Origin of the sequence: Streptomyces sp. NPDC000594, from assembly GCF_040299965.1 — a bacterium.
In the GTDB taxonomy this organism is placed as follows: Bacteria; Actinomycetota; Actinomycetes; order Streptomycetales; family Streptomycetaceae; genus Streptomyces.
Map to the genome: position 1 here is coordinate 490,581 of NZ_JBEPCY010000003.1, position 25,866 is coordinate 516,446.

Below are 25,866 nucleotides of genomic sequence, written 5' to 3' on the forward strand. Positions count from 1 at the left end.
CGTGGCCGGGGGGCGGGGGTGGTCAGCCCGCCACCAGCTCCGCGCCGAGCCGGTCCGCCGACCGCTCCCGCTCCCGCATCCGCCGCAGCGGCCCGTCCACCGCGCTCAGCTCCTCGTACCGACCGCGCTGCACCACCCGGCCGTCCTTCAGGACCACGATCTCGTCCACCGCCTCCAGCCCGTGCAGCCGGTGCGTGATCAGTACGGTCGCCCCGCCCCGTGCCGTCCTTCCCTCGCTCGCCGCCAGCAGATCGGCGGTCAGCGCGTCGGCGGTGGCCAGATCCAGATGCTCGGCGGGCTCGTCCAGGACCAGCACCGGGAAGTCGGCGAGGAGCGCGCGGGCCAGGGCCAGCCGCTGCCGCTGCCCGCCCGAGAGCCGGGCGCCGTGCTCGCCGACCAGGGTGTCCAGCCCGTCCGGCAGCCCATCGGCCCACTCCAGGAGCCGTGCCTGTGCCAGCGCCCGCCGCAGTTCCTCCTCGTCGGCGCCGGGGCGGGCGATGCGCAGGTTCTCCCGGAGGGAGCTGTCGAAGATATGGGCGTCCTGGGCGCAGAGCCCGACCAGCGCCCGCAGCTCGTCCCCGTCGAGGGAGCCCGCGGGTACACCGTCGAGGGTGTACGTGCCCTCGCGCGCGGCCAGGAAGCCCACCAGCAGCTGCGCCAGGGTGGTCTTCCCCGAACCGGACGCCCCGACGACGGCGATCCGGGCCCCGGCCGTCAGGGTCAGATCCATCCCGGCGAGGGCGTCGCGCCCGGCCTCCGGATAGCGGGCGGCGATCCCCCGCAGCTCCAGGGGGAAGGGCGCGGCGGGTGCGGCGACCGGCGTCTCGGGCTCCGGTACGGGGACGGGGGCGTCCAGCACCTCGTACACCCGCTCGGCACTGCGCTTGACCCGCTGCCGGTAACGCACGGCCGTCGGCAGCCCGGTGACGGCCTCGAAGGCGGCGAGCGGGGTGAGGACCACCACGGCGAGCGCCACCCCGTCGAGCCGTCCGTCGCCGACCGCCCGGACTCCGGCGAAGGTGGTGAGGACGACGGTCACTCCGCAGATCAGGGTGGTGAGCCCGGCGCCGAGCGCGCTGGCGGCGGCGCCCCGGGCGGCGATCCGGGTCAGTCCCCGGTCGGCCTCGCGGGCGCCGGCCCGGCGGTCGGGCATCGCGCCCGCGACGGTCAGTTCGGCGATCCCGCGCAGCAGATCGACCAGCCGGGTGGCGAGTTCGCCCCGGGCCGGGGCGAGCCGGAGTTCGGCCCGGCGCGCGATCATCCCGCTGAGCAGCGGGACGGCGACGCCCGCGAGCAGCAGTCCGGCGGCGAGCAGCGCGCCGGCCTCGGGGAGCAGCCAGGTGGTGAAGCCGATGGAGGCGGCGCCCACCGCGAGGGCCGCGCCGACGGGGAGCAGCCAGCGGAGCCAGTAGTCCTGGAGCGCGTCGACATCGGTGACCAGGCGGGAGAGGAGGTCGCCGCGCCTGCTGCGGCGGAGTCCGGCGGGGGTGATCCGCTCCAGCCGTCGGTAGACGGCGACCCGGAGTTCGGCGAGGGTGCGCAGGACCGCGTCGTGGGAGACCAGCCGCTCGGCGTAGCGGAAGACGGCCCGGCCGATGCCGAAGGCGCGGGTCGCGGTGACGGCCATCATCAGATAGAGGACGGGGGGCTGTTCGGAGGCGCGGGAGATGAGATAGCCGGAGACGGCCATGAGGCCGACGGCGGAGCCGAGGGCGAGGGTGCCGAGGAGCAGGGCCAGGCCGTACCGTCCGCGCTGGGCGCGGGCGGCCTCGCGGGCCCGGGTGAGCGCCGGTGCCGGGCGCCCCTCTCCCGCGGTGTCCTCGGGGTGGTCCGCTTCCTCGGCTTCCCCGGCTGCTTGGGGGTCCCGGTCGTCGTCATGGTCGTCGTCGCGGTACCCCAGCGGGAGGACGGCCGCCCACAGCTCCTCGTCCAGGAGGTCGCCGTCGCGGGAGCCGGCCCGGTGGTGGGGTACCGCCCCGGCGGCTGCCGGAGCGTCCTTCGGTACGGGAAGGGCTTCACCCGGTGCGGTGGTACGGGTCAGGGTGACGACGCGGTCGGCGACGGCGAGCAGCGCGGGCCGGTGGACCACCAGCAGAACGGTGCGGCCCGCCGTCAGCCGTCGTACGGTCTCGACCAGGCCGGCCTCGGTCTCCCCGTCGAGTGCGGCGGTCGGTTCGTCGAGGAGGAGGAGCGGCCGGTCGGCGAGGAAGGCGCGGGCGAGGGCGAGGCGCTGCCGCTGCCCGGCCGAGAGTCCGGCGCCGTCCTCGCCGAGGACGGTGTCGGCGCCCCGGGGGAGCGCGGCGACGAATTCCTCCGCTCCGGCGTCCCGCAGGGCGGCCCCCACGGCCCGGTCGTCGGCGTCGGGGCGGGCGAGCCGTACGTTGTCGGCGACGGTGCCCGCGAAGAGATAGGGGCGCTGGGGGACCCAGGCGATGTCCTGGTGCCAGGCGGTGCGGTCGAGCTGTCCGAGGTCGGTGCCGCCGATCAGGATCCGGCCCTCGTCCGGTGCGGTGAAGCCGAGGACGGTGTCGAGCAGGGTGGACTTGCCGATGCCGCTGGGGCCGACGAGGGCGACGGTCTCGCCGGGTTCGACGGTGAGGGAGACGGCGTCCAGGGAGGGTTCGGAGCGTCCGGGGTGGCGGACGGTGACGCCGTCCAGCTCCAGCCGGGCGCGGGCGGGTACGGGCGCGGTGCCCCGGGCGGGTGCCGGGGTCTCCAGCACGGTGAAGATCTCCTCGGCGGCGGCCAGTCCCTCGGCCGCCGCGTGGTACTGCGTCCCCACCATGCGGAGCGGCAGATAGGCCTCGGGGGCCAGGATCAGGATGACCAGCCCGGTGTAGAGGTCGAGATCACCGTGGACCAGCCGCATGCCGATGGTGACGGCGACCAGGGCGACGGAGAGCGTGGCGAGGAGTTCCAGCGCGAAGGAGGAGATGAAGGCGATCCGCAGGGTGCGCAGGGTGGCGCGCCGGTACTCCGAGGTGATGGAGCGGATCGACGCGGCCTGGGCCTTGGCCCGGCCGAAGATCTTGAGGGTGGGGAGTCCGGCGACCACATCCAGGAAGTGGCCGGAGAGCCGGGAGAGCAGCTGCCACTGACGGTCCATCCGGTTCTGGGTGGCCCAGCCGATGAGGACCATGAAGAGGGGGATGAGCGGCAGGGTGACCACGATGATCGCGGCGGAGACCCAGTCCTCGGTGACGATCCGGGCGAGGACCGCCACGGGGACGACCACCGCGAGCCCCAGCTGGGGCAGATAGCGGGCGAAGTAGTCGTCCAGGGCGTCGATTCCCCGGGTGGCGAGGGCGACCAGGGAGCCGGTGCGCTGTCCGCTGAGATGGCCGGGGCCGAGGTCGGCGGTATGGGCCAGCAGTTTCTCGCGCAGTTCGGACTTGACCGCCGCGCTGGCCCGGTGGGCGGCCAGTTCGGTCAGCCAGGAGACCAGGGCCCGGCCCACCGCCACGGCGGCCAGCAGGGCGAGCGGGGTCATGAGGTCGTCGGTGGAGCGCCCCTGCTGGAACGCCCCGACCACCGCCTCGGCGATCAGCATCGCCTGGGCGACGACCAGCGCCGCCCCGATCAGTCCGAGGAGCACCACCGCGAGCAGGAAGCCACGGGTGGCACGGGCGTAGCGGAGCAGCCGCGGGTCGATCGGTTTCACGTGAAACATCCCCTGCCGGTGGGCCGATGGGCCCTGCTGGGCGGTGGTGGTGGCCGGTGTCGCCGCCGAAGCGATGACACCGGCCGGGTCGGACGAGGGGGAGCGGGCGCTCCCTAGTGGGCGTCGGCGATGTGCTGGGTGCCGATCCGCTTGCGGAAGACCCAGTACGTCCAGCCCTGGTAGAGCAGGACCACGGGGGTCGCGATCCCCGCGCACCAGGTCATGATCTTGAGCGTGTACGGGGTGGACGACGCGTTGGTGACCGTGAGGCTCCAGGCGTCGTCGAGCGAGGACGGCATGACATTCGGGAAGAGGGTCAGGAAGAGCATCGCCACCGCGGCGACGATCGTGACCCCGGAGAAGGCGAACGCCCAGCCCTCCCGTCCGGCCTGGTTGGCGGCGAGCGCCGCCACCAGGGTGACCACCGCGACGACCATCGCGACCAGGCTGGCGCCGTCGCCCCGCATCGCCTGGGTCCAGATCAGGAAGACCAGGGCGAGGACGGCGGTGACCAGTCCCAGCTTGAGCGCCAGGGCGCGGGCCCGGGTGCGGATGTCACCGACGGTCTTCAGCGCCACGAAGACCGTGCCGTGGAAGGTGAAGAGGGTGAGGGTGACCAGTCCACCGAGGATGGAGTAGACGTTCACCAGGTCGAGGACATTGCCCACGTACTCCTTCTGCGCGTCGATCTTCACCCCGCGGACGATGTTGCCGAAGACCACACCCCAGAGGAACGCGGGGAGGAGCGAGGTCCAGAAGATCGCGTTCTCCCAGTTCCGCTGCCAGCTCTCCTCGGGCCGCTTGTGGCGGTACTCGAAGGACACCCCGCGCACGATCAGGGAGATGAGGATCAGCAGCAGCGGCAGATAGAAGCCGGAGAAGAGGGTGGCGTACCACTCCGGGAAGGCGGCGAAGGTGGCACCGGCGGCGGAGAGCAGCCAGACCTCGTTGCCGTCCCAGACGGGTCCGATGGTGTTGATCAGGACCCGCCGTTCCTTGCGGTTCCGGGCGAGCAGTTTGGTCAGGACGCCGACCCCGAAGTCAAAGCCTTCGAGGAAGAAGTAGCCGGTCCACAGGACCGCGATCAGGACGAACCAGACGTCGTGGAGTTCCATGCCTCAGCTCCTCGGGGCCTCAGTAGGAGAAGGCCATCGGACGGTCGGCGTCACGGTCGTCGCCGCCGATCTTGGTGGGCGGGTTGAGGTCGGCCTCGGTCAGCTCGGGCGGCCCCGCCTTGGCGTACTTGACCATCAGCTTGAACTCGATCACGGCGAGGATCGCGTAGAGCCCGGTGAAGATGATCATCGAGGTGAGGACCTCGCCCTGGGAGACCCCGGGGGAGACGGCGTCCTCGGTGCGCAGCACCCCGTACACCACCCAGGGCTGTCGGCCCATCTCGGTGAAGATCCAGCCCCAGGAGGTCGCGATCAGCGGGAAGGTCATGGTCCAGAGCGCGACGATCCAGTACCAGCGGCTGAAGCGGGCGCCCAGCGGCTTGCGGAAGAGCACCAGATGGGGCACCTCGTCCTCACCGGTGCGCAGTGTCGCGGGCAGCAGGAACCGCTTGCGGGTGAGCCAGAGACCGATCATGCCGATGGTCAGCGACGCCATACCGAAGCCGATCATCCACCGGAAGCCCCAGTAGGCGACGGGGATGTTGGGCCGGTAGTCGCCCGGTCCGTACTTCTCCTGCTCGGCCTTGTTGACGTCGTTGATTCCGGGGACATACGAGTCGAAGTCGCCGTTGGCGAGGAAGGACAGTATCCCGGGGATCTCCAGGGCGACGGTGTTGTGCCCCTTGTCCACGTCGCCGTAGGCGAAGAGCGAGAACGGCGCGGGTGCCTCGCCGTCCCAGAGGGCCTCGGCGGCGGCCATCTTCATCGGCTGCTGCCGGAACATGACCTTGCCGAGCACATCGCCGCTGACGGCGGTGAGCAGCCCGGAGACGATCACGGTGACCAGGCCGAGCCGGAGCGAGCTGCGCATCACGGGGATGTGCTTCTTGCGGGCCAGGTGGTACGCGGCGATGCCGACCATGAACGCGCCACCGACCAGGAAGGCGGCGGTGATGGTGTGGAAGAACTGGGCGACCGCGGTGTCCTGGGTGAGGACCCGCCAGAAGTCGGTCAGCTCCGCCCGTCCGCGCTCCTCGTTGATGCGGTAGCCGACGGGGTGCTGCATCCAGGAGTTGGCGGCCAGGATGAAGTACGCGGAGAGGATGGTGCCGATGGAGACCATCCAGATGCAGGCCAGATGGATCCGCTGCGGCAGCTTGTCCCAGCCGAAGATCCACAGGCCGATGAAGGTCGACTCGAAGAAGAACGCGATCAGGGCCTCGAAGGCGAGGGGCGCCCCGAAGATGTCCCCGACGAACCGGGAGTAGTCGGACCAGTTCATTCCGAACTGGAACTCCTGCACGATGCCGGTGACGACACCCATGGCGATGTTGATCAGGAAGAGCTTGCCCCAGAACTTCGTCGCCTTGAGGTACTTCTCCTTCCCCGTTCGGACCCATGCGGTCTGGAGCCCCGCGGTGAGGGCCGCGAGGGAGATCGTCAGGGGGACGAAGAGAAAGTGGTAGACGGTGGTGATGCCGAACTGCCATCGCGCCAAGGTCTCCGGCGCCAGAGCCAAGTCCACGTCGTCATCTCCTTACATCGACGAGGTCGAGCGGCAGTTTGCCCGATTAATCCCAGTGATCACGGGACGAACAGGGACACGCTTGTGAACGCGTTCACATTCACAAGCAATTATGTCTCATCCCCGATCGACCGGTATGACCGGGGGGTGCCTCTTTCCGGGCCGGTCCCGGCAGGGACAATGTCCCGTTCGTGCCGCCGGTCGGTGCCGCGCCGCGCCGGGTCCGTGCCGGGTCCCGCACCGCCGGGAGCCGGAGCGGTGAGCAGCGAGTCGGGAGCCGTGCCGCCGGGGGCCGGGGGGCTGTGAGCCGTACCGCCGGGAACCGGGGCCGGGGCCGGGGCCGGGGTGAACGCGGCGCTGCCCCGGTCCGATGATCCGGACCGGGGCAGCGCCGTCTTCTCGCCGGGCAGGCGGCTACGGCTGCCGGCTACAACTCCTTGTGGAACGCGGCGGCCGTACGCAGCAGGAGGTCATTGGCCTCCTCCTCGCCGATGGTGATCCGCACACCCTCGCCCGGGAACGGCCGCACCGTCACCCCCGCCGCCTCGCACGCGGCGGCGAACTCCACCGACCGCGCGCCGAGCCGCAGCCAGACGAAGTTCGCCTGGGTCTCCGGCACCGTCCACCCCTGGGCGACCAGCCCCTCGTACACCCGGGCCCGCTCACAGACCAGCGAACCGACCCGGCCGAGCAGCTCGTCCTCGGCGCGCAGCGAGGCCACCGCCGCGTCCTGTGCCAGCTGGCTCACCCCGAAGGGCACCGCCGTCTTGCGCAGCGCCGCCGCCACCGGGGCGTGGGCGACGGCGAAGCCGATCCGCAGCCCCGCCAGCCCGTACGCCTTGGAGAAGGTGCGGAGCACGGCGACATTGGGCCGCTCCCGGTAGATCTCGATGCCGTCCGGGACCTCGGGGTCGCGGATGAACTCCCGGTACGCCTCGTCCAGCACCACCAGGACGTCGGAGGGCACCCGGTCGAGGAAGCGCTCCAGTTCGGCCCGGCGGACCACGGTGCCGGTGGGGTTGTTGGGGTTGCAGACGAAGATCAGCCGGGTTCGCTCGGTGATCGCGCCGGCCATCGCGTCCAGATCGTGGGTCTCGGTCGCCGTCAGCGGGACCTGGACCGACCGGGCCCCGCTGATCTGGGCGATGATCGGGTACGCCTCGAAGGACCGCCAGGCGTACAGGACCTCGTCCCCCGGGCCGGAGGTGGCCTGTACCAGCTGCTGGGCGACGCCGACCGATCCCGTACCCGTGGCCAGATGGTCCACCGGCACGCCGAAACGGTCCGCCAGCTCCTCCATCAGACCGCTGCACGCCATATCGGGGTAGCGGTTGAAGGTGTGGGCCGCGGCGAGCGCGCTCTCCATCACCCCCGGCAGCGGGGGATAGGGGTTCTCGTTGGACGAGAGCTTGTACGCGACCGGACCGCCCGCCGCCGCGGCCCTGCCGGGCTTGTAGGTGGGGATGCCGTCCAGCTCGGCGCGGAGCTTGGGGCTCGTCTCGCTCACCGCGGGTCCTCCTCGACCGTTGACCTGTTGTCCAGCTTTTCGTAGAGCTTCGTAGCGCGTGGTCGTACAGCGCCGCCGTCCGGTTCCGAACGGCCTGTCCGGCTCCGTCCGGCTGACGTACGGCTGGCGCGCGGCCCGGGACATCGCGGAATCCGGGATTCGGAATGCCGCTCCCCGCGCCAATACTGCTCACCTTAAAAGGATTCCCGCGCGCCGCGTATGGGGCCGATCAGAAATACAGGGGCGCTCGTCACCATGGCGCACGCCGGTGGCTCACTCCGTGGCGCGCATCCCCCGTAGAGGTGAGTTGAGACCTCTCCGAGACATCCATCAGCCTGTACCTACAAGCCGCCGAACACCCCACTCACTATAGATGTACGGGTCAACTCCTTTATTTTCCAAGGCAGTTAGTGGGTTATGATCATGGAGAAACGTGCCTGTCAACGAGTGAATATGCGACCGGCCCAACCCCCCACGCGAGCCCTACTATCGGCTCGCCATGACAGCAGCAGGGAAGCACCAGGTGAGCCGGACGGATACATCCCGCCGGGGCAGCCGGCAAGGTCGGGCGGGCATCCGAGACGTCGCCGCCGCAGCCGGTGTCTCCATCACGACTGTCTCCGACGCGCTCAACGGGAAAGGCCGGCTCCCGGACGCCACACGCCGGCATGTCCGCGAGGTCGCCGACCGGCTGGGCTACCGCCCGTCCGCGGCGGCCCGCACCCTCCGTACGGGGAAATCGGGGCTCATCGGCCTGACCGTGACCACGTACGGGGATGAACCTTTCACCTTCACCGAATTCGCCTACTTCGCCGAGATGGCCAGGGCCGCCACATCGGCCGCGCTCGCCCGCGGCTATGCGCTGGTGATCCTTCCGGCCACCTCGCGCCACGATGTCTGGTCCAACGTCGCCCTCGACGGCACCATCGTCATCGACCCCTCCGACCACGACCCCGTCGTCACCGAGCTGGTGCGCCAGGGCCTTCCCGTGGTCTCGGACGGGCGGCCGGCCGGCACCCTGCCGGTGACCGCCTGGGTCGACAACGACCACGAGGCCGCCGTCCTGGGCCTGCTGGACCATCTCGCCGACGCCGGGGCCCGCAGGATCGGGTTGCTCACCGGCACCACCACCGACACCTATACCCGACTCTCCACAACCGCCTATCTCCGCTGGTGCGAGCGGGTGGGTCAGGACCCGGTCTACGAGTCCTACCCCGCCCACGACCCCTGCGCGGGGGCCGTGGCCGCCGATCGGCTGCTGGCCCGTCCGGACCGGCCCGACGCCGTGTACGGACTCTTCGACCCCAACGGCACCGATCTGCTGGCCGCCGCCCGGCGGTACGGACTGCGCGTCCCCGACGATCTGCTGCTCGTCTGTTGCAGCGAATCGACGGTGTACGCGACCACCGAGCCGCCGATCACCACTCTCTCGCTCAAGCCGCGCCGGATCGGCACGGCCGTGGTCCAGCTCCTCATCGACGCGATCGAGGGGATCGACGAGAACCGTCCGGTCGAGCAGGTGATACCGACAGAACTGATCGTCCGGACCTCGTCCCAGCGCCGGTCGCCCCGGACGACGGTGAGCGCTCCGCGATCACCGGCACCGGACTAGACCTCCCAAACGGGACGAAACAGCCGACGCATCAGGGGTACGGACCGATTCACCACCCCTGGTGCGTCACAGAGCGCGGACCTCGTTCCTATGATGGGCGCACGACACCGCGGACCACCCCGACCAGGCTGGGCCGAGAGGTGAACGGCGGCGCGACGGTGGTGGAGGGGTCGATGACTCAGGGGGCCGGTCAGGGACCCGCGGTGCGGACGGCGACAGGGCGCGACTTCCGCGTACCGCCGTACGCTCAGGTGCCCGTGCAGTCGGAGACGGCCCAGGATCGGACCCCCGAGGAACAGACGCACCTCCAGGCTCCTCCCGCACTGGTGGCGAGCCCACCGGTTCCCGGGGCGGCGGCGGGGTATCCGGACGCGGGAATTCCGCCCGTGGCTCCTCCCCCGTATCCGCACGAAGCACCCCAGACCCATCACGCGCACCCGCCGCACCCGCACCAGGTTCCACCGCAGCAGACGCAGCAGGCGCCGGAGCATCCCGGAGCGCATCCGCACGACCGGCCTCAGCACCATCACCCGGTGACACACCAGCCCGAGCAGCACCCCGCGCACCCGGTCCATCCGGCCGATCATCTGGGCGATCACCTGGCCGACCCGCGCGCCGTCGCCGCGCCCGCCGTGGCTGCCGTTCCCGCCGCGCACACCGCGCACCCGGGAAACGCCCTGCCCGACCATGAGCCGCCCGAGGGCTACACCCCCACCGAGCGGGATCTGCCCGTGATCGGCCGCGGCCTGGCCGGCGATCTCCACACCCGGCTCGCCCCCGAGGGCACCGACGTCCCCGACGGACTCGGCCCGCTCTTCGTCGTCGGCGATGTCCATGGCTATCTCGATGAGCTGATCGACGCCCTCACCGTCCAGGGGCTGATCGACGCCGATGGCCACTGGGCCGCCGGCAACGCCCGTCTCTGGTTCCTCGGTGACTTCACCGACCGCGGTCCCGACGGCATCGGCGTCATCGACCTGGTGATGCGGCTCTCCGCCGAGGCCGCCGCCGCCGGGGGCTACTGCAAGGCCCTCATGGGCAACCACGAACTGCTGCTGCTCGGCGCCAAGCGGTTCGGCGACACCCCGATCAACTCCGGCGCCGGAACGGCCACCTTCCAGGCCGCCTGGCTGCTCAACGGCGGCCAGAAGTACGACATGGACCGGCTCCAGGATGTGCACCTCCAGTGGATGTCCCGGCTGGACGCCATCGTGGAGGAGGACCGGCATCTGCTGCTCCACTCCGACACCACGGCGTATCTGGAGTACGGCGACACCATCGAGGACGTCAACGAGACCGTCCACGAGATCCTCACCCGCAATGACGCCGACGAGTGCTGGGACCTCTTCCGCAAGTTCACCAAGCGCTTCGCCTTCCGCGACGAGACGGGGCCGCTGGCCGTCCGGGAACTCCTCTCCGCGTACGGGGGCGAGCGCGTCGTCCACGGTCACAGCCCCATCCCGTATCTGACGGGTGAGGTCGGCACCGAGGACGGCGAGGACGGCGACCGCCCGGTGGTCGAGGGTCCGCATGTCTACGCCGACGGTCTGGCCATCGCGATGGACGGTGGCGTGACCATGGCCGGAAAGCTTCTCGTCCGGCAGCTGCCCCTCCCGCACTGACCCCCGACCGGTGGCCCGACCCAATGGGCCGGGCCACCAGGTCAGGGCCGTCGGATCAGGGCCACTGGCTCAGGACCATCGGGTCGGGACCGCCGGATCCGGGCCGTGGGGTCAGAGGCACCAGGCCAGGACCACCGGCGGAGCAGGCGGCGGACAGGCGGCCGGTCAGTCCGCGATCGGCAGATACACCCGGTTCCCCGCCGCCGCGAACTCCTCGGACTTCTCCGCCATCCCCCGCTCGATCTCCTCCGCCGTCCCGCCGTGCTGCCTGCGGATGTCCTGCGAGATCTTCATGCTGCAGAACTTCGGTCCGCACATCGAGCAGAAGTGCGCCGTCTTCGCGGGCTCGGCCGGCAGCGTCTCGTCATGGAACTCCCGCGCGGTGTCCGGGTCGAGCGCCAGATTGAACTGGTCCTCCCAGCGGAACTCGAAGCGCGCGTCGGAGAGGGCGTCGTCCCACTCCTGCGCCCCCGGATGCCCCTTCGCCAGATCGGCCGCATGCGCCGCGATCTTGTAGGTGATCACGCCGGTCTTCACATCGTCGCGGTTGGGGAGCCCCAGATGCTCCTTGGGCGTGACGTAGCAGAGCATCGCCGTGCCCCACCAGGCGATCATCGCCGCGCCGATGCCCGAGGTGATGTGGTCGTAGGCGGGCGCCACATCCGTGGTCAGCGGGCCGAGGGTATAGAACGGCGCCTCCTCGCAGATCTCCTGCTGAAGGTCGATGTTCTCCTTGATCTTGTGCATCGGGACATGTCCCGGCCCCTCGATCATCGTCTGCACCTGGAAGCCCTTGGCGATCCGGTTCAGCTCACCGAGCGTCCGCAACTCCGCGAACTGCGCCTCGTCATTGGCGTCCGCGATCGAACCGGGCCGCAGCCCGTCCCCGAGCGAGTAGGTCACGTCGTAGGCGGCGAGGATCTCGCACAGCTCCTCGAAGTTCTCGTAGAGGAACGACTCCCGGTGATGGGCCAGACACCAGGCCGCCATGATGGACCCGCCACGCGAGACGATCCCGGTCTTGCGACGGGCAGTGAGCGGGACGTAGGGCAGCCGGACCCCGGCGTGCACGGTCATGTAGTCCACGCCCTGCTCGGCCTGTTCGATGACGGTGTCCTTGTAGATCTCCCAGGTCAGCTCCTCCGCCCGGCCGTCGACCTTCTCCAGCGCCTGATAGAGCGGCACGGTCCCGATCGGGACGGGCGAGTTGCGGAGCACCCACTCACGGGTGGTGTGGATATTGCGGCCGGTGGAGAGGTCCATGACGGTGTCCGCGCCCCAGCGCGTCGCCCAGGTCATCTTCTCGACCTCCTCCTCGATGGAGGAGGTGACCGCCGAGTTGCCGATGTTGGCGTTGACCTTCACCAGGAAGCGCTTCCCGATGATCATCGGCTCGATCTCGGGGTGGTTGACATTGGCGGGCAGCACCGCGCGACCGGCCGCGATCTCCTCCCGCACCACCTCGGGGGAGACGTTCTCCCGTACGGCGACGTACTCCATCTCGGGAGTGATCTCACCCTGCCGGGCATACGCCAGCTGGGTCACCGCCCGCCCGGAGCGGCCCCGGCGCGGCTGACGGGGCCGGCCGGGGAAGACGGCGTCGAGGTTGCGCAGCCCACCGCGGGGCGAGGTGTGCTTGATGCCGTCGTCCTCGGGGCGCACCGGGCGGCCGGTGTACTCCTCCGTGTCGCCCCGGGAGATGATCCAGTTCTCCCGCAGCGGCGGCAGGCCCCGCCGTACATCGGTCTCGATCGCGGGGTCGGTGTACGGGCCGGATGTGTCGTACAGCGTCACATCCCGGCCATTGGTGAGGTGCACCTGCCGTACCGGCACCCGGAGGTCGGGGCGGGAGCCCTCGACATACCCCTTGTGCCAGCCCGGCGTGCGCTCGGCACCGTCGGACGGCCGATCGGCGGCAGGCGTGCGTGCATCCTGAACGGTCATGAGACCTACTCCCTACGCCGGCATTACCCGGTAACAGGTTCGGCGGTCGACGCAGCGATGTCCGCGGCCGGTTCCTGGCTCGGGCCAGTTTCGGCGGATACGGAGGTCAGCGCCCTCTCAGCCCGGTGCTCCGAGCTCCCGCGTGTGCAAAGGTGCCACCACGCTAGCGTCCCCGCTGGCGCGCTGAACAGAGGCCCCCTCGCGTTCTTGCGATGATCGGTCGGTGACCTCTTCGCCGCACGACCCCCAGCAGGAGCCCGCTCCCCCCTGGCCGCCGGGGCCACCGGAGCCCCAGATTCCAGGGGCTCTGCCTCCCGGCTATGAGCATGGTCCGGTGCCCGGGGCCGGTCATGCCCCCGCGCCGGTGCCGGGCCCCGCGCCGACTCCCGCCGCCCCACGCCCCGATGCGCACCCCGACCCCCGACACGGACATGGACACGGGCACGGACACGGGCCCGAGGTCAGAGCCGGGCATGGGTCCGGGGCCGGGGACATGGGGCAGCAGAAGCATGGCGGCCATGGTCATGGTCACGGGGGACATGGGGGACACGGGCACAGCCACAGCCATGGCCCCGCCGCGCCCGTCTCCCGGCATCTCCGCCGGGTGATCGCCGCCGTGCTGATCCCCTTCGCCGCGGCGGTCGTCGTGGGACTGGCCGTGCTCTGGCCGGGCTCGGCTCCCGACCATGAACGCACCGGAGTGGGCTTCGACCGCCAGACCGAGAGCGCGGTGGTGACCGGGGTCGAACGGATCGACTGCGAGAAGGCGAACGCGGGACAGGTCCCGCCCACCGGGGACACCAGCACCCCCCTGGGCCGCAAGGAGGTCGCCGAGCAGAAGGGCCTCTGCGGCAAGGCCCGGATCGAGGTCACCACCGGGAAGAACAAGGGCCGGACCTTCACCGAGATCGTCCATCCCGACGCACCGCGGCAGTTGTCCCAGGACCAGGAGGTGATCGTCGCCTATGCGCCGGACGCCCCCCGCGAACTCCAGTACGCCGTCATCGACGTCAAGCGGACCCTGCCCATGGCGCTGCTCGCCGGGATCTTCGCACTGGCGGTGGTCCTGGTGGGCCGGATGCGCGGAGTGATGGCGCTGATCGCCCTGGTCGCCTCCTTCGCCGTACTGACACTCTTCATCCTCCCCGCGATACTGGAGGGCTCCAACCCGCTGATCGTGGCCGTGGTCGGGGCGAGCGCGATCATGCTGATCGCCCTCTATCTCTGCCATGGCCTGACCGCGCGGACCTCGGTGGCGGTCCTGGGCACCCTGATCTCGCTGCTGCTGATCGGACTGCTGGGCTCGGTCTTCATCGGCTGGGCCGCGCTGTCCGGGAACACCGATGACAACACCGGTCTGATCCATGGCCTCTACCCCAATATCGATATGAGCGGGCTCCTCCTCGCGGGCGTGATCATCGGCTCGCTCGGAGTCCTCGACGATGTGACGGTGACCCAGACCTCGGCCGTCTGGGAGCTGCACCAGGCCGATCCCCGGATGGGCCCACGGGCCCTGTACCGCGCGGGCATCCGGATCGGCCGGGACCATATCGCCTCCGTGGTCAACACCCTTGTCCTGGCCTACGCGGGCGCCGCCCTCCCGCTGCTTCTCCTCTTCTCGATCGCCCAGAGCAGCGTCGGCGCGGTCGCGGGCAGCGAGGTGGTGGCGACCGAGATCGTCCGGACCCTCATCGGCTCGATCGGGCTGGTCGCCTCGGTGCCGGTGACCACCGCGCTGGCCGCTCTGGTGGTCTCCGCCGACCGGCCGGCGGCCGGCGGACCGGGCTCCCCCGCACCGGCCCCCACCGCCGTTCCGGGCCCCGGCGGCGGCCCCGTCCCGGGAGCCACTGCCGGAACCGCTCCCGGAGCCACGGCCGGGACCGGCGCCTGGGCCGGGGCGGCCTCGCCCACCGGAGGCTTCCCGCCGGGCCGTCCCCCGATGGGGGATGTACCCGGCCAGCAGCCGCCCCCGGCCCGGAGCGGGCTCCGGCCGGGACTCGGCGGCAAGGGGCGCCGCCGCAAGCGGTAGCGACTGTCCCCGGGGCGCTCCCGGCCGCCCCGGCTCAGCCCGCGTTCTCCTCCGCCTCGGCGAGGATGCCGCTGAGCGCGGAGTCGAGATCGCCCTCGCAGTCCCCGTACTCCTGCTCCCGTCCCAGCGGCACCAGACGGTCGGTGCGGTCGAGGAAGGTGACCACCGGTACCGCGCCCACCACGAAGCAGGCGCTCTCCCGGCCCACTTGGAGCCGGATGCCGAGGTCGGCCCGTCGGCCCCTCCCGGTGGGGGCGATGCGCACATCGCCGTCACCGGTGGGCCCGGTCACTCCCCCCGCCAGGAGATCGCGGCTGAACGCCCAGGTCACCGGGGCATCGCCGGGCAAGTGAAAGGTCATACGCACCGCATAGGGATCATCCCTCTCGTAGCGCAGCTCCACCGGGATCCGGAAGGACAGCTCCTCCGAGACGAGGAAGTTCATCAGGACCTCGGCCTGGACCGACTCGCGCATCGTGTACCCCGCGGTGGATGAAGACTGCTGAAAGTCTGTCGAAAAAGGGCCAGGAACGATCCGCCCGACCTCGTCCCGCCATCGTGCTGCAACCAACCGGGGACTACAAGGAGTGATTTTTCAGATACTGATAGAGAAAATTCCTGGCGTTCCGTGACCGACTGTAGGCATTGCTTGGCGCCGGACCGTTTCGACAGCGGTCGTTCGATCAGAGGTCGTTCGATCGGCGTCAGTTCGATCGCGTCCTCATCCGCCGAGCCGCCCGACGGCGCCACCGAGGACGAAGACACCGTTCTCCCGTCGCAGATATCCCTCATGGGTCAGGGTGCGCAGCAGGTGGTACGCGGTGGGCAGCGGGATCCCCGCCTCCCGCGCGAGCTGCTTGGCAGGGGCTCCGTCCGGATGCGAGGCGGCGGCCTCCAGCAGCCTCAGGGCGCGCTGTACGGACCCGATCAGTGTCGGGGCGGCGGCGCTTCCGTCTGCGGCCAAAGGGCACCCCCGGGCGTGGTGACGGGCGAGCGGCCCGCCCGCGGGGGCCTCCCCCGCGTACCCGTCGCCGACCGCCCGGAACGCCCCGGAGGACGGGACGGCGGTCGCGGCGGCGGCCTGTCACTGTAACGGCCCCGGTCCCGGTCGGCCCGGCCCGGTCAAGGGGCGTCCCCCGGCCGGGTTAACACCTGCACTCCGGCGGTTACCAGTCCTTCCTGGTTTTCGAGGAGGAGGTGAACTTCCGTACGAAATAGACCAGTCCGGCTATGAGCCCGATGAACAGCAGCACCTTGAAGAGCAGCAGGATCATCAAGCCGACCACGCTCACGATCATGCCGCCGAAGACGGCGAGGGCGAGGGCGGGCACGGCCACCCAGGTCACCCACCACGGCATCCCCGCGAAGATCTTCCCAACCGCCATGTGCCCTGCCCCTTCCGCCCGGCCGGCCCCGGCCCTGTGATCCCTCGGCTCTGTGATCCCCGGCGCTCCCCTGTGGCCCCGGCGCTCCAGCTCCTGCGTCCACTGTCGATGCTAGGCGGGCGGGGTGGCGAACAGGCCGGTCGTGGCCCCTTGAACTCCCCTGAGCGACCCCCTAGGGAGAACGGGCCGCCCGGCGGCCCCCTCTCAGGGATGCCCCGGACGTCCGGCGCCCCGGGCCGGGCCGTGTTGTCAGTCCTCGGGGGGCGAGAAGACCACCATCACCCGCAGGTCCTCGGTGATGTGGTGGAACTTGTGCGGCACCCCGGCGGGGACATAGACCACACTTCCCCGCCCCACCTGCGTGGTCTCCATGCCGACCGTGAGGGACGCCCGTCCGCTCACCACGAGGTAGACCTCGTCCTGATCGTGCGGAAGCTGAGGGTCCAGCTCGCCCGCGTTGAGCGCGTAGAGACCGACGGACATATTCCGCTCCCGCAGGAACCGCAGATAGGCACCGTCGTTCGCGGCCCGCTCCGCTTCCAGTTCGTCCAGTCGGAACGCTTTCATCCGCTTTATACCCCTGCCCTGGTGACCATCGCGTCTGTCACGATCAGACACATGATGAATTTTCTCGTCAAGACGATCGCCAACGCGTCGGCCTTGGCGGTGGCCATCTGGCTGGTCGGCGGTCTCACCCTCACCGGCGGAAACGCCGGCGACAAGACGCTGACCCTGCTGGGCGTGGCACTGCTCTTCGGTCTGGTGAACTGGGTCGTCAAGCCGGTCGTGAGCCTGCTGGCGCTGCCGCTGTTCATCCTCACCCTGGGGCTGATCACGCTGGTCATCAACGCGCTGATGCTGCTGTTGACCTCATGGCTGGCCGATTCGCTGGATCTGAGCTTCCATGTCGACGGCTTCTGGGCCGCCCTCCTCGGAGGACTGATCGTCTCCGTGGTCTCCTGGGCCCTGAATGTCGTCATACCCGACCGGGACTGAAGCCGGATCCGCCCGACAGAAGCCCGGCGGGAGCCCGATGGAAGCCCGCCAGAGACCCCGCAGAGGCCCCACCCAGGCCTCGCGGATGCCCCACCCAGGCCCCACAGGGACCCGACAGAACCCGAACGACCAGAGAACCGAGCGACCCCTATGAACAGCGCCCTCACCCCCGGGGACGGTACACGAGCGGTACGGGCGGGACTGCCCGCGCCGGTGAAGCACGAGCCGACCCTGCCGGGCCCGGTCTTCGCCGCCCACTTCCATCTGCCGGGCGAGCCGACCGGCCCGTACACCTACGGCCGGGACTCCAACCCCACCTGGACCCTGCTGGAACGGGCGATCGGGGAGCTGGAGCACCCCGGCGGCCCGGTGGAGACCGTCTGCTTCGCCTCCGGCATGGCCGCGATCTCCGCGGTGCTCTTCTCCCAGCTCCGGGCGGGGGACGCGGTGGTCCTGCCGGACGACGGGTATCAGGCGCTGCCGCTGATCGCCGAGCGGCTGCGCGCCTACGGCATCGAGGTGCGGACCGCCCCGACCGCCGGGGACGCCCAGCTGGAGCTCCTGGAGGGGGCCCGGCTGCTGTGGATCGAGTCGCCGTCCAATCCGGGTCTCGATGTCTGTGACATCCGGCGCCTGGTGGCCGCGGCCCATGCCGCCGGGGTGCTGGTCGCCGTCGACAACACCCTCGCCACCCCGCTGGGCCAGCGGCCCCTGGAGCTGGGTGCCGACTTCTCCGTGGCCAGCGACACCAAGGGGACGACCGGGCACGGAGATCTGCTGCTCGGCCATGTGACCTGCCGGGACGGGGCGCGTGCGGAGGAGATACGCGGCTGGCGCAAGGTCGCGGGCGCGATCCCGGGGCCGATGGAGGCATGGCTGGCCCACCGTTCCCTCGCCACGCTCCAGCTGAGGATCGACCGGCAGTGCGCCAACGCGCTGGCGCTGGCAGAGGCGCTGGGCGAGCGCCGTGAGGTGTCGGGGCTCCGTTATCCGGGACTGCCGGACGACCCCTCGTACCCCCTGGCCACCCGGCAGATGCGGCGGTACGGCGGGGTGGTCTCCTTCGTCCTGCCGGACCGGGCGTACGCCGAGCGGTTCCTGGAGTCGCTGCGACTGGTGGACGACGCGACCAGCTTCGGCGGGGTCCGGTCCTCGGCGGAGCGGCGCGGGCGCTGGGGCGGTGACGCGGTGCCGGACGGCTTCATCCGTCTCTCGGCGGGTGTGGAGGATCCGGACGACCTGGTGGCGGATGTTCTGCGGGCGCTGGACGAGGCGGCGGAGCGGCGGGTTACGGGGTAGCGCGCGGCGGACCGCCCGGTCGCGGACATGGCGGCGAGCGGTCCGAGCCTCCCCCCTCGTGGCTCGGACCGCCCCGGTTCATCCCCCCGAAGAACCGCGCCCACTAGGCTAATTGACTCTGCGTCAGTGTCCAATCACGGTAGCGACAGAGACCTATCGACTTATTTATAGTTGTCCGGTCCGTGGTGATAGTCGGCCGAGAGGGGCTCGGTATGGATCTGGCCCTGTTACGCACGTTCGTCACGGTGCACCGGGCCGGCTCCTTCACCCGGGCGGCGGCTCTTCTCGGACTCTCCCAGCCGGCGGTGACCGGCCAGATCCGTACGCTGGAACGCCAGCTGGGCCGCCCGCTCTTCCTCCGCCAGGCCCGTGGGGTGACCCCCACCACCATCGGGGACGAGCTGGCCCAGCGGGCCGCACCCCATCTGGACGCCCTGGTCGAGATCGCCGAGGCCGGTCTGGACGAGGAGTCGGGCGTCCGTACCCTGCATCTCGCCGGTCTGCCGGAGTTCACCACCCTGCGGGCGCTGCCCGCGCTGACCCCGCTGATCGCCCAGGGGGTGGCGCTGCGCGCCTCCTTCGGGACCGCCGAGGAGACCCTGGAGGGCCTGGCCGCCGGCCACCACGACCTGGCGATCACCACCGCCCGTCCACGGGGCGGTCTGCTCGCCGCCACCCCGCTCTGCGACGAGGAGCATGTCCTGGTCGCCTCGCCCCGCTGGGCGGCCCGGCTCGGCCCCGAGGTGCTGCGCGGCGGCCATGTCCTGCTGGAACAGCTCCCCGTCGTCGATGTCCACGAGTCCCTGCCCCTGGTCTCGCGCTACTGGGCCGCGGTCTTCGAGTCCCGTCCCGCCGCGGCGGGTGCCGCCATCGCCCCCGATCTGCGGGCGGTCCTGGAGGCCACCGCCTCGGGTGCCGGGCTGGCCGTGCTGCCGCGCTACCTCTGCGAGGACGCCCTGGAGCGCGGACGTCTGGTTGCGCTGCTGGACCCCCCGGTCCCCCCGCTGCGGACCTACTTCCTCGTCATCCGCACCGGAACGCTCTCCCTGCCCCATATCGCGCGGGCGCACGAGTGGCTGATGCGCGCCGCCGTCGACTGGTGAGCGTCCGGCCCAGAAGAGTTTCAGAACGCCCGGTACGGGCCATTTTTCAGACATGACCGAACGACCCGTGGTCAAGCGCACCGCCCGTGCCGTTCTGCTCGACGGCGACGATCTCATCCTGATCAAGCGCACCAAGCCCGGGGTCGATCCCTACTGGGTGACACCGGGCGGCGGGGTGGAGACGGAGGACGCCACCGTGGTCGCCGCCCTCCACCGCGAGCTGGACGAGGAGCTGGGCGCCAAGGTCACCGATGTGGTGCCGTGCTTTGTGGACACGGTGGAACACATCGCCGGGGGCGGGGTCGCCGGAGTGAAGGTCCAGCACTTCTTTGTCTGCCGACTGGAGTCGATGGACCCCGGCCGGCGCCATGGCCCCGAGATCGAGGCCCCCCTGGGGGAGTACGAGATCGTACGGGTGCCCTTCAGCCGCATGGGGATCGCCGCCGTCCATCTCGTCCCGCTGTCCCTGCGGCACTATCTGGACGGCAATATCGAGGGAGTCCGTGCCATGCATGCCCCCGACCTGGGCTGACTCCTCGCCCCGGCGCCCGTGCTGCCGAGGGGGAACCACCGCCCGGAGCGGCGTTTCACGTGAAACACCGTCATGCCCGCGGTCCGCGCTCCACCCGGCGGTTCACCCTGTGGTCCGAGTCGCTCACTTCCTGGAAAGCACTGGACGAGCGATCACTGTGTCAGCGAGCCTGATCCCTATGCCGACACCCCTCCTCGATCTGCCCATCCGTCGCCTCACCATGGGCGATCTCGTGTCCTGTGTCGATCTCTCCGAGAACCGGGGCTGGCCACGCGAGGAACACAAGTGGGGGTTGCTGCTCACCGCCGGTACCGGCTACGGCATCGACGATCCCTCGGGCAAAGGGCTGGCGGCGACCTATGTGGTGACCCCGTACGGGCCCCACTTCTCGGCTGTTGGCATGGTGCTGGTCGCCGAGGAGCACGCCCGGCAGGGGATCGGCCGCCGACTGATGCGGCATGCCCTGACGGAGTCCGGGGACATCCCGCTCACCCTGTACGCCACCCCCTCCGGTCAGCCGCTCTACCAGGAGCTGGGCTTCGGCCTCGCCGGACGGGCCGAGATGGTCCAGGGTCGTTTCACGCCCGACGCGATGGAGACGTTCAAGGTCGCCACCCGTCCCGCGACCGCCGAGGATCTGACCGCGATCATCCGGCTGGACACCGAGGTCTTCGGGGTGGACCGGACCCATATGATCACGCGGCTGCCCGCCTTCTCCGACCAGATCCGGGTCGCCGAGGAGAACGGCCGGCTCACCGGGTACGCGGCGGCCTGGCCCAATGTGGAGACCCACGTCATCGGCCCGCTGATCGCCGCGGACACCGGGACCGCCCAGGCTCTGATCGCCTCGCTCGCCCCCGCCACGGACCGCCCCTTCCGGACCGATATCGATGTCCGGCACGGCGAACTCCTCAGCTGGCTGAAGGAACGCGGGCTGGAGACGGTCGCCTTCAACAGCGTGATGCACCATGGGCTCGACGCCCTTCCCGGCGACTGGACCCGACGTTTCGCGCCGTTGTCCCTGGCGATCGGCTGACCTCCCGTCCGACGCCCGCCCGGGAGGCATTCCGAAAGTACATGCACGCGCGGGCTATTGCATCGGTCGTCTACCCTGGGTGTACGCCGCTCGGGCGTGGAGGAGGACTGACATGGCTGCGACCGACCCCTCGCTCACCGGACTCGCCCAGGGGTGGTGCGCCCTGTCCCTGCTGCACGGAAAGATCGAGAGCAGGATCGGACGGGCCCTGGAGAGCAGCCATGAGCTGAGCGTCCGCGAGTTCTCCCTGCTGGACGTGCTCAGCCGCCAGCACGACGGTCCGGGCGGGCATCTCCAGATGAAGGAGGTCGCCGAGGCCGTCGCCCTCAGCCAGAGCGCCACCACCCGGCTGGTCACCCGACTGGAGGACCGCGGTCTGCTGCGGCGCTATCTCTGCGACACCGACCGCCGGGGCATCTACACCGAGGTGACCGAGGCCGGCCTCACCCTGCTCGGGGAGGCCCGCCCCACCCATGACGCCGCACTCCGGGACGCCTTCGAGGAGGCGTCCGGGAACCCGCTGCTGGCCCCCCTGGTCCGTACGGTCCAGGAGCTGCCCGCCGCCGTCTAGGTCGTCTCTTTCGAATCTTGCTGGGCTCGCGTGCCCTGGCACCGCACCTCGCCGCGTTGTCATCAATCACCAATGCTCCGCAGTGGCTCAATCCTCCGCCTTGCGATGCACGTCACCAGACCCCGCTCCCTGATCCAGCCTGATCCGTAAGAAACTCCCTAGTCCTGTGACCGGCGCGCCCGGCCGACCCGTACCGTCCCGGGGCGCGCCGCCCGTTCCACGTGAAACATCAGGACGGATCCGGGAGAGCGCGCCATCCCTCCGGGTCGACTCCGCCGGGGACGCCCGCGTCGGGCTCATAGGGCTCCCGGGTGAACACAAAGGACCCCACATCGAGGTGGCGGACCGATCCGTCCTCCCGGCGCACCACCCGCAGGGTCTCCCCCGCGTGGTATCCGTTCCGTCCCGTCCAGCTCCCGTCCGGCTCGGCGGTGAAGACGGCGCCACGACCGGCTCCCCGCAGCGGCTGGAGCTCCATCGCGCGGTCCGGCAGCAGCCGCAGGACGTACGCATAGGTCCCCCAGTACCAGGGACCGGTCAGCGCCAGCAGCTCCTGGTCGACCTCGGGGAGCGGCTTCCAGGGCGCCGGAAGCACGGGCTCGGCCGCCGCGACGATCTCCAGTAGTTCGGCCCCGAGCACCCCGGTCGACGGCCCCGAGGTGGCATTGGCGAGCACGACCGAGGCGATCCGGTCCTCCACACTGAACCAGAGCGCCGCGAGAAAGCCCGGCAGGGAACCGCCGTGGCCCACCAGGGTGCGCTCCCCGCTCCGGACGATCTGGAGCCCCAGGCCGTAGGTGGCGCCCCATTCACCGCTCTCCGCCGGGACGGAGGGGGTCCTCATCTCCCGTACGGAGGCCGCGCCCAGTACCCGGTCGTCGCCCTCCGCCAGGAAGACAGCGAACCGGCCGAGGTCGTCCACGGTGGACCAGAGCCCTCCGGCCGGGGTCATCAGCCCCAGGTCCTCGGCGGGTTCGGGCAGCAGGACATCGGCCCAGGGGTGCACCGCCCAGCCCTGGACGGCCGGGGGCCGGGGCAGCACGCTGGTCCGAGTCATCCCCAGAGGCTCCAGGATCTCGGTGTGCAGAGCCTCCTCCCAGGTCCGGCCGCGGACGGCGGCCACCAGCGAACCGAGCACGGTGTACCCGGTGTTGGAGTAGTGGTGCACCCGGCCCACGGGGTGCGTCCCCGCGCCGTCGCCGAGGACATCGGCCAGCTCAGGACGGAGCGTTCCCGGGGTCCGCTCCCACCAGGGGCCGGGGCTCTCCGCGCTGAGCCCGGCGCTGTGTCCCAGCAGCTGGGCGATGGTCGCCCGGCCCAGGCCCGACCCCGGAAGGTACTTCTCCACCGGGTCCTCCAGGTCGAGCAGCCCCTCGTCACGGAGGCGCAGCACCAGGACCGCGGTGAAGGTCTTGCTGATCGAACCGATCCGGTACTGCGCCGCCACGGATCCGGCGCCCTCCGTGCCCGTCCGGGCCGCGCTCCACACCCGTTCACCGTCCCTGACGACCCCCGCCACCAGGGAGGGGCACCGACCCTCTGTCTGGGCGGTGGCGAGTCGGCCGAGCAGGGCCCGTTCGGTCGTGGGCAGAAGGGGTGTCATCGAAGAGGGGGAAAAGGTCATGGAACAGGTCTATCCGAGCACCCCGCGCCGAGTCGACGGGGTTTGCCCCGGGGGTGCCGTGCCCGGGTACCTCCGCAGCCGCCGGCCGGGGGTACTCAGCCCGAAGTGAGTAGGCGTACCGAGGCCGGGCGGCTCCCGGCGGAACCACCATGGGGCCATCGAGGTCCCTCAGCGGACATGACCGAGCAAGGAGATCCACCGTGAGCATGGCCATCCAGGGACGCTCCCCCTACCGGAACGGACGCGTCGCGGTGTGGGTCGCGGGAGCCTATGCCGCCGCCGTCGTCGGGCTGGTCCTCTGGATCACCTGGCTGGCCGTCTTCGACGACCCGGGGTTCTCGGGCGTCTGGCTCATCGGGGCGACCCTGCCGCTCTCCGTACCGGTCGCGTCCCTGCCGGTTTCGGGGCCGGTCTTCCTCGCCCTCCTGACCGGCGCCGGCCTGGTCCAGGCCTGGGCCCTCTGGCGCGTCCTGCGCGGCAAGCGCCTGGACTGAGGCGAGGGACCACCCGCACGGAGGCGGGTCCCCGCCCGGCGCCGGATCAGGTCTGGGCCATGTCCACGAAGCGGGAGTAGTGGCCCTGGAAGGCCACCGTGATCGTGGCGGTCGGGCCGTTACGGTGCTTCGCCACGATCAGGTCGGCCTCGCCCGCGCGGGGGGACTCCTTCTCATAGGCGTCCTCACGGTGGAGCAGGATGACCATGTCGGCGTCCTGCTCGATGGAGCCCGACTCACGCAGGTCGGAGACCATCGGCTTCTTGTCCGTGCGCTGTTCCGGGCCACGGTTCAGCTGGGAGAGGGCGATCACCGGGAGCTCCAGCTCCTTGGCGAGCAGCTTGAGGTTACGGGACATGTCCGAGACCTCCTGCTGACGGCTCTCGGCCCGCTTGGAGCCTCCGGACTGCATCAGCTGGAGGTAGTCGATCACCACGAGCTTCAGATTGTTGCGCTGCTTCAGCCGGCGGCACTTCGCCCGGATCTCCATCATCGAGAGATTGGGCGAGTCGTCGATGTAGAGGGGCGCCTGCGAGACATCCGGCATCCGGCGGGCCAGCCGGGTCCAGTCGTCGTCGGTCATGGTGCCCGAGCGCATGTGGTGGAGGGCGACCCGTGCCTCCGCCGACAGCAGACGCATCGCGATCTCGTTGCGGCCCATCTCCAGGGAGAAGATGACGCTGGGGAGGTTGTTCTTGATCGAGCAGGCGCGGGCGAAGTCCAGGGCGAGGGTGGACTTGCCCATCGCGGGACGGGCCGCGATGACGATCATCTGGCCGGGGTGGAGGCCGTTGGTCAGCGAGTCGAAGTCGGTGAAGCCGGTGGGGACGCCGGTCATCTCTCCGCTGCGGGAGCCGATCGCCTCGATCTCGTCGAGCGCGCCCTCCATGATCTCCCCGAGGGGGAGGTAGTCCTCGCTGGTGCGCTGCTCGGTGACGGCGTAGATCTCGGCCTGGGCGGAGTTGACGATCTCGTCGACATCGCCGTCCGCCGCGTATCCCATCTGGGTGATCTTGGTGCCCGCCTCCACCAGCCGGCGGAGTACGGCCCGCTCGTGGACGATCTCCGCGTAGTACGAGGCGTTGGCCGCGGTGGGGACCGACTGGACGAGGGTGTGCACATAGGAGGCGCCGCCGACGCGGGTGATCTCGCCCCGCTTGACCAGCTCCGCCGCGACGGTGATCGGGTCGGCGGGCTCGCCCTTGGCGTAGAGGTCGAGGATGGCCGTGTAGATCGTCTCGTGGGCCGGCCGGTAGAAGTCGTGGCCCTTGAGGACCTCCACGACATCCGCGATGGCGTCCTTCGAGAGCAGCATGCCGCCGAGGACCGACTGCTCGGCGTCGAGATCCTGGGGCGGTACCCGCTCGAACCCGGGGGAGCCGCCCTCCCAGCCACCACTGTCCCTGCCGCGCTCGTGCTGGTCGTCACGGCCGCGCTGCTCGCCCCGGCGCTGGCGGGAGACGGGCAGACGATCACCGGGGGTGTCCTCAGCCGCCCACGGGTCGTCCAAGGGCTCGGAGACACTCATCCGGGCCACCTCCTCCCGTCCGCGCAGCGGACCTCGCCGTGCCCCCTCTTTCTACGGCACAGGACTGACAAATCGAGCGGCCCAACTCCGCTTACGGCGCGTCGGGCGACGGTCCACGGTAGGCCCCCGGGCACCGTCAGCCAATCTGGTTATCCACAGGCCATGTGGACGATCGACCAGATGCTGTGGAGAACTCGCCGGAACCTGTGCACGGACCGGGGGACAGCACTGTGGACAAAATCATGTCACGACCGAGAGGCTGGCTCTGACCTGCGACTCTTCC

The 25,866-nt window shown here is 70.6% G+C and carries 20 protein-coding genes and 1 pseudogene; 10 read left to right on the forward strand and 11 right to left on the reverse strand.

Translation table 11 applies throughout. The annotated features are described in order from the left end of the window. Window positions 1-22 precede the first annotated feature (22 nt). The 4 genes from cydD to hisC all read right to left on the reverse strand — a co-directional run bounded on the left by cydD (window position 23) and on the right by hisC (window position 7,808). Window positions 23-3,670 (reverse strand): thiol reductant ABC exporter subunit CydD, encoded by a 3,648-nt coding sequence (cydD, locus tag ABT354_RS07125; protein WP_502983342.1) that lies wholly within the window; start codon window positions 3,668-3,670, stop codon window positions 23-25. A 104-nt stretch (window positions 3,671-3,774) separates the two neighbouring features. Continuing rightward, window positions 3,775-4,776, reverse strand: coding sequence for a cytochrome d ubiquinol oxidase subunit II (gene cydB, locus ABT354_RS07130; RefSeq protein WP_351490062.1), 1,002 nt, complete (start codon window positions 4,774-4,776; stop codon window positions 3,775-3,777). 19 nt (window positions 4,777-4,795) lie between these two features. Beyond that, window positions 4,796-6,301 (reverse strand): cytochrome ubiquinol oxidase subunit I, encoded by a 1,506-nt coding sequence (locus ABT354_RS07135; RefSeq protein ID WP_351490065.1) that lies wholly within the window; start codon window positions 6,299-6,301, stop codon window positions 4,796-4,798. Between the two features lie 427 nt (window positions 6,302-6,728). Beyond that, entirely contained in the window at window positions 6,729-7,808 is a 1,080-nt protein-coding gene (hisC, locus tag ABT354_RS07140) for a histidinol-phosphate transaminase (protein ID WP_351490068.1), read from the reverse strand. Window positions 7,809-8,307: 499 nt separating this feature from the next. Here hisC and ABT354_RS07145 point away from each other — a divergent pair, with 499 nt between their 5' ends. Continuing rightward, on the forward strand, window positions 8,308-9,420 hold the full coding sequence (locus ABT354_RS07145; protein WP_351490071.1) for a LacI family DNA-binding transcriptional regulator: 1,113 nt from the start codon (window positions 8,308-8,310) through the stop codon (window positions 9,418-9,420). A gap of 173 nt (window positions 9,421-9,593) precedes the next feature. Next, a complete protein-coding gene (locus tag ABT354_RS07150) occupies window positions 9,594-11,042 on the forward strand; it encodes a metallophosphoesterase (RefSeq protein ID WP_502983343.1) in 1,449 nt (482 codons plus the stop codon). A 165-nt stretch (window positions 11,043-11,207) separates the two neighbouring features. Here ABT354_RS07150 and thiC read toward each other — a convergent pair whose 3' ends face one another. After that, window positions 11,208-12,986: a phosphomethylpyrimidine synthase ThiC gene (thiC, locus tag ABT354_RS07155; protein ID WP_351490073.1), complete on the reverse strand. Its 1,779-nt coding sequence runs from the start codon at window positions 12,984-12,986 to the stop codon at window positions 11,208-11,210. Window positions 12,987-13,479: 493 nt separating this feature from the next. On the opposite strand from thiC, the gene ABT354_RS07160 reads away from it, so the two are divergent. Next, window positions 13,480-15,015 (forward strand): YibE/F family protein, encoded by a 1,536-nt coding sequence (locus tag ABT354_RS07160; RefSeq protein ID WP_351490076.1) that lies wholly within the window; start codon window positions 13,480-13,482, stop codon window positions 15,013-15,015. A 34-nt stretch (window positions 15,016-15,049) separates the two neighbouring features. Here the strand turns inward: ABT354_RS07160 and ABT354_RS07165 are convergent, their stop codons facing one another. The 4 genes and pseudogenes from ABT354_RS07165 to ABT354_RS07180 form a co-directional block, all read right to left on the reverse strand. Then, window positions 15,050-15,490 carry an SsgA family sporulation/cell division regulator gene (locus tag ABT354_RS07165; protein ID WP_351490078.1) on the reverse strand — a complete coding sequence of 147 codons (441 nt, stop codon included), beginning with the start codon at window positions 15,488-15,490 and terminating at the stop codon, window positions 15,050-15,052. A gap of 255 nt (window positions 15,491-15,745) precedes the next feature. Continuing rightward, a pseudogene (locus ABT354_RS07170) lies at window positions 15,746-15,979 on the reverse strand (helix-turn-helix domain-containing protein); the annotation flags it as partial. A 202-nt stretch (window positions 15,980-16,181) separates the two neighbouring features. After that, window positions 16,182-16,400, reverse strand: coding sequence for a DUF5326 family protein (locus tag ABT354_RS07175; RefSeq protein ID WP_351490081.1), 219 nt, complete (start codon window positions 16,398-16,400; stop codon window positions 16,182-16,184). Between the two features lie 249 nt (window positions 16,401-16,649). Next, window positions 16,650-16,967, reverse strand: a complete 318-nt coding sequence (locus tag ABT354_RS07180) for a cupin domain-containing protein (RefSeq protein WP_351490083.1) — start codon at window positions 16,965-16,967, stop codon at window positions 16,650-16,652. A gap of 51 nt (window positions 16,968-17,018) precedes the next feature. Between ABT354_RS07180 and ABT354_RS07185 the strand changes: the two genes are divergently transcribed. The 6 genes from ABT354_RS07185 to ABT354_RS07210 all read left to right on the forward strand — a co-directional run bounded on the left by ABT354_RS07185 (window position 17,019) and on the right by ABT354_RS07210 (window position 21,937). Beyond that, window positions 17,019-17,396, forward strand: coding sequence for a phage holin family protein (locus ABT354_RS07185; protein ID WP_351490086.1), 378 nt, complete (start codon window positions 17,019-17,021; stop codon window positions 17,394-17,396). A gap of 150 nt (window positions 17,397-17,546) precedes the next feature. After that, the gene (locus ABT354_RS07190) at window positions 17,547-18,695 is read left to right on the forward strand and encodes a cystathionine gamma-lyase (protein ID WP_351490088.1); all 1,149 of its coding nucleotides are present in this window, start codon (window positions 17,547-17,549) and stop codon (window positions 18,693-18,695) included. 212 nt (window positions 18,696-18,907) lie between these two features. Continuing rightward, window positions 18,908-19,798: a LysR family transcriptional regulator gene (locus tag ABT354_RS07195; RefSeq protein ID WP_351490091.1), complete on the forward strand. Its 891-nt coding sequence runs from the start codon at window positions 18,908-18,910 to the stop codon at window positions 19,796-19,798. A gap of 52 nt (window positions 19,799-19,850) precedes the next feature. Continuing rightward, on the forward strand, window positions 19,851-20,330 hold the full coding sequence (locus ABT354_RS07200) for an NUDIX domain-containing protein (RefSeq protein WP_351490093.1): 480 nt from the start codon (window positions 19,851-19,853) through the stop codon (window positions 20,328-20,330). 178 nt (window positions 20,331-20,508) lie between these two features. After that, complete coding sequence (locus tag ABT354_RS07205) at window positions 20,509-21,366, forward strand: GNAT family N-acetyltransferase (RefSeq protein WP_351490095.1); 858 nt, start codon at window positions 20,509-20,511, stop codon at window positions 21,364-21,366. 112 nt (window positions 21,367-21,478) lie between these two features. Then, window positions 21,479-21,937 carry a MarR family winged helix-turn-helix transcriptional regulator gene (locus ABT354_RS07210; RefSeq protein WP_351490098.1) on the forward strand — a complete coding sequence of 153 codons (459 nt, stop codon included), beginning with the start codon at window positions 21,479-21,481 and terminating at the stop codon, window positions 21,935-21,937. A gap of 229 nt (window positions 21,938-22,166) precedes the next feature. Here the strand turns inward: ABT354_RS07210 and ABT354_RS07215 are convergent, their stop codons facing one another. After that, the gene (locus tag ABT354_RS07215) at window positions 22,167-23,540 is read right to left on the reverse strand and encodes a serine hydrolase domain-containing protein (RefSeq protein WP_351490101.1); all 1,374 of its coding nucleotides are present in this window, start codon (window positions 23,538-23,540) and stop codon (window positions 22,167-22,169) included. Window positions 23,541-23,767: 227 nt separating this feature from the next. Here ABT354_RS07215 and ABT354_RS07220 point away from each other — a divergent pair, with 227 nt between their 5' ends. Beyond that, window positions 23,768-24,055, forward strand: a complete 288-nt coding sequence (locus ABT354_RS07220; RefSeq protein WP_502983351.1) for an SCO4225 family membrane protein — start codon at window positions 23,768-23,770, stop codon at window positions 24,053-24,055. Between the two features lie 46 nt (window positions 24,056-24,101). On the opposite strand, the gene dnaB is transcribed toward ABT354_RS07220, so the two are convergent. Then, window positions 24,102-25,583, reverse strand: coding sequence for a replicative DNA helicase (dnaB, locus tag ABT354_RS07225; protein WP_351490106.1), 1,482 nt, complete (start codon window positions 25,581-25,583; stop codon window positions 24,102-24,104). Window positions 25,584-25,866 lie beyond the last annotated feature (283 nt).

What these genes read in the sequence shown, in the direction of transcription:
- thiC (WP_351490073.1), bottom strand. Translation starts at nt 12,986, where the DNA reads ATGACCGTTCAGGATGCACGCACGCCTGCCGCCGATCGGCCGTCCGAC.
- ABT354_RS07210 (WP_351490098.1), top strand. Translation starts at nt 21,479, where the DNA reads ATGGCTGCGACCGACCCCTCGCTCACCGGACTCGCCCAGGGGTGGTGC.
- ABT354_RS07215 (WP_351490101.1), bottom strand. Translation starts at nt 23,540, where the DNA reads ATGACACCCCTTCTGCCCACGACCGAACGGGCCCTGCTCGGCCGACTC.
- ABT354_RS07150 (WP_502983343.1), top strand. Translation starts at nt 9,594, where the DNA reads ATGACTCAGGGGGCCGGTCAGGGACCCGCGGTGCGGACGGCGACAGGG.
- dnaB (WP_351490106.1), bottom strand. Translation starts at nt 25,583, where the DNA reads ATGAGTGTCTCCGAGCCCTTGGACGACCCGTGGGCGGCTGAGGACACC.
- ABT354_RS07190 (WP_351490088.1), top strand. Translation starts at nt 17,547, where the DNA reads ATGAACAGCGCCCTCACCCCCGGGGACGGTACACGAGCGGTACGGGCG.
- ABT354_RS07160 (WP_351490076.1), top strand. Translation starts at nt 13,480, where the DNA reads ATGGGGCAGCAGAAGCATGGCGGCCATGGTCATGGTCACGGGGGACAT.
- ABT354_RS07200 (WP_351490093.1), top strand. Translation starts at nt 19,851, where the DNA reads ATGACCGAACGACCCGTGGTCAAGCGCACCGCCCGTGCCGTTCTGCTC.
- ABT354_RS07145 (WP_351490071.1), top strand. Translation starts at nt 8,308, where the DNA reads ATGACAGCAGCAGGGAAGCACCAGGTGAGCCGGACGGATACATCCCGC.
- ABT354_RS07185 (WP_351490086.1), top strand. Translation starts at nt 17,019, where the DNA reads ATGATGAATTTTCTCGTCAAGACGATCGCCAACGCGTCGGCCTTGGCG.
- ABT354_RS07205 (WP_351490095.1), top strand. Translation starts at nt 20,509, where the DNA reads ATGCCGACACCCCTCCTCGATCTGCCCATCCGTCGCCTCACCATGGGC.
- ABT354_RS07180 (WP_351490083.1), bottom strand. Translation starts at nt 16,967, where the DNA reads ATGAAAGCGTTCCGACTGGACGAACTGGAAGCGGAGCGGGCCGCGAAC.
- ABT354_RS07195 (WP_351490091.1), top strand. Translation starts at nt 18,908, where the DNA reads ATGGATCTGGCCCTGTTACGCACGTTCGTCACGGTGCACCGGGCCGGC.
- ABT354_RS07165 (WP_351490078.1), bottom strand. Translation starts at nt 15,490, where the DNA reads ATGCGCGAGTCGGTCCAGGCCGAGGTCCTGATGAACTTCCTCGTCTCG.
- cydD (WP_502983342.1), bottom strand. Translation starts at nt 3,670, where the DNA reads ATGTTTCACGTGAAACCGATCGACCCGCGGCTGCTCCGCTACGCCCGT.
- ABT354_RS07175 (WP_351490081.1), bottom strand. Translation starts at nt 16,400, where the DNA reads ATGGCGGTTGGGAAGATCTTCGCGGGGATGCCGTGGTGGGTGACCTGG.
- ABT354_RS07220 (WP_502983351.1), top strand. Translation starts at nt 23,768, where the DNA reads ATGGCCATCCAGGGACGCTCCCCCTACCGGAACGGACGCGTCGCGGTG.
- cydB (WP_351490062.1), bottom strand. Translation starts at nt 4,776, where the DNA reads ATGGAACTCCACGACGTCTGGTTCGTCCTGATCGCGGTCCTGTGGACC.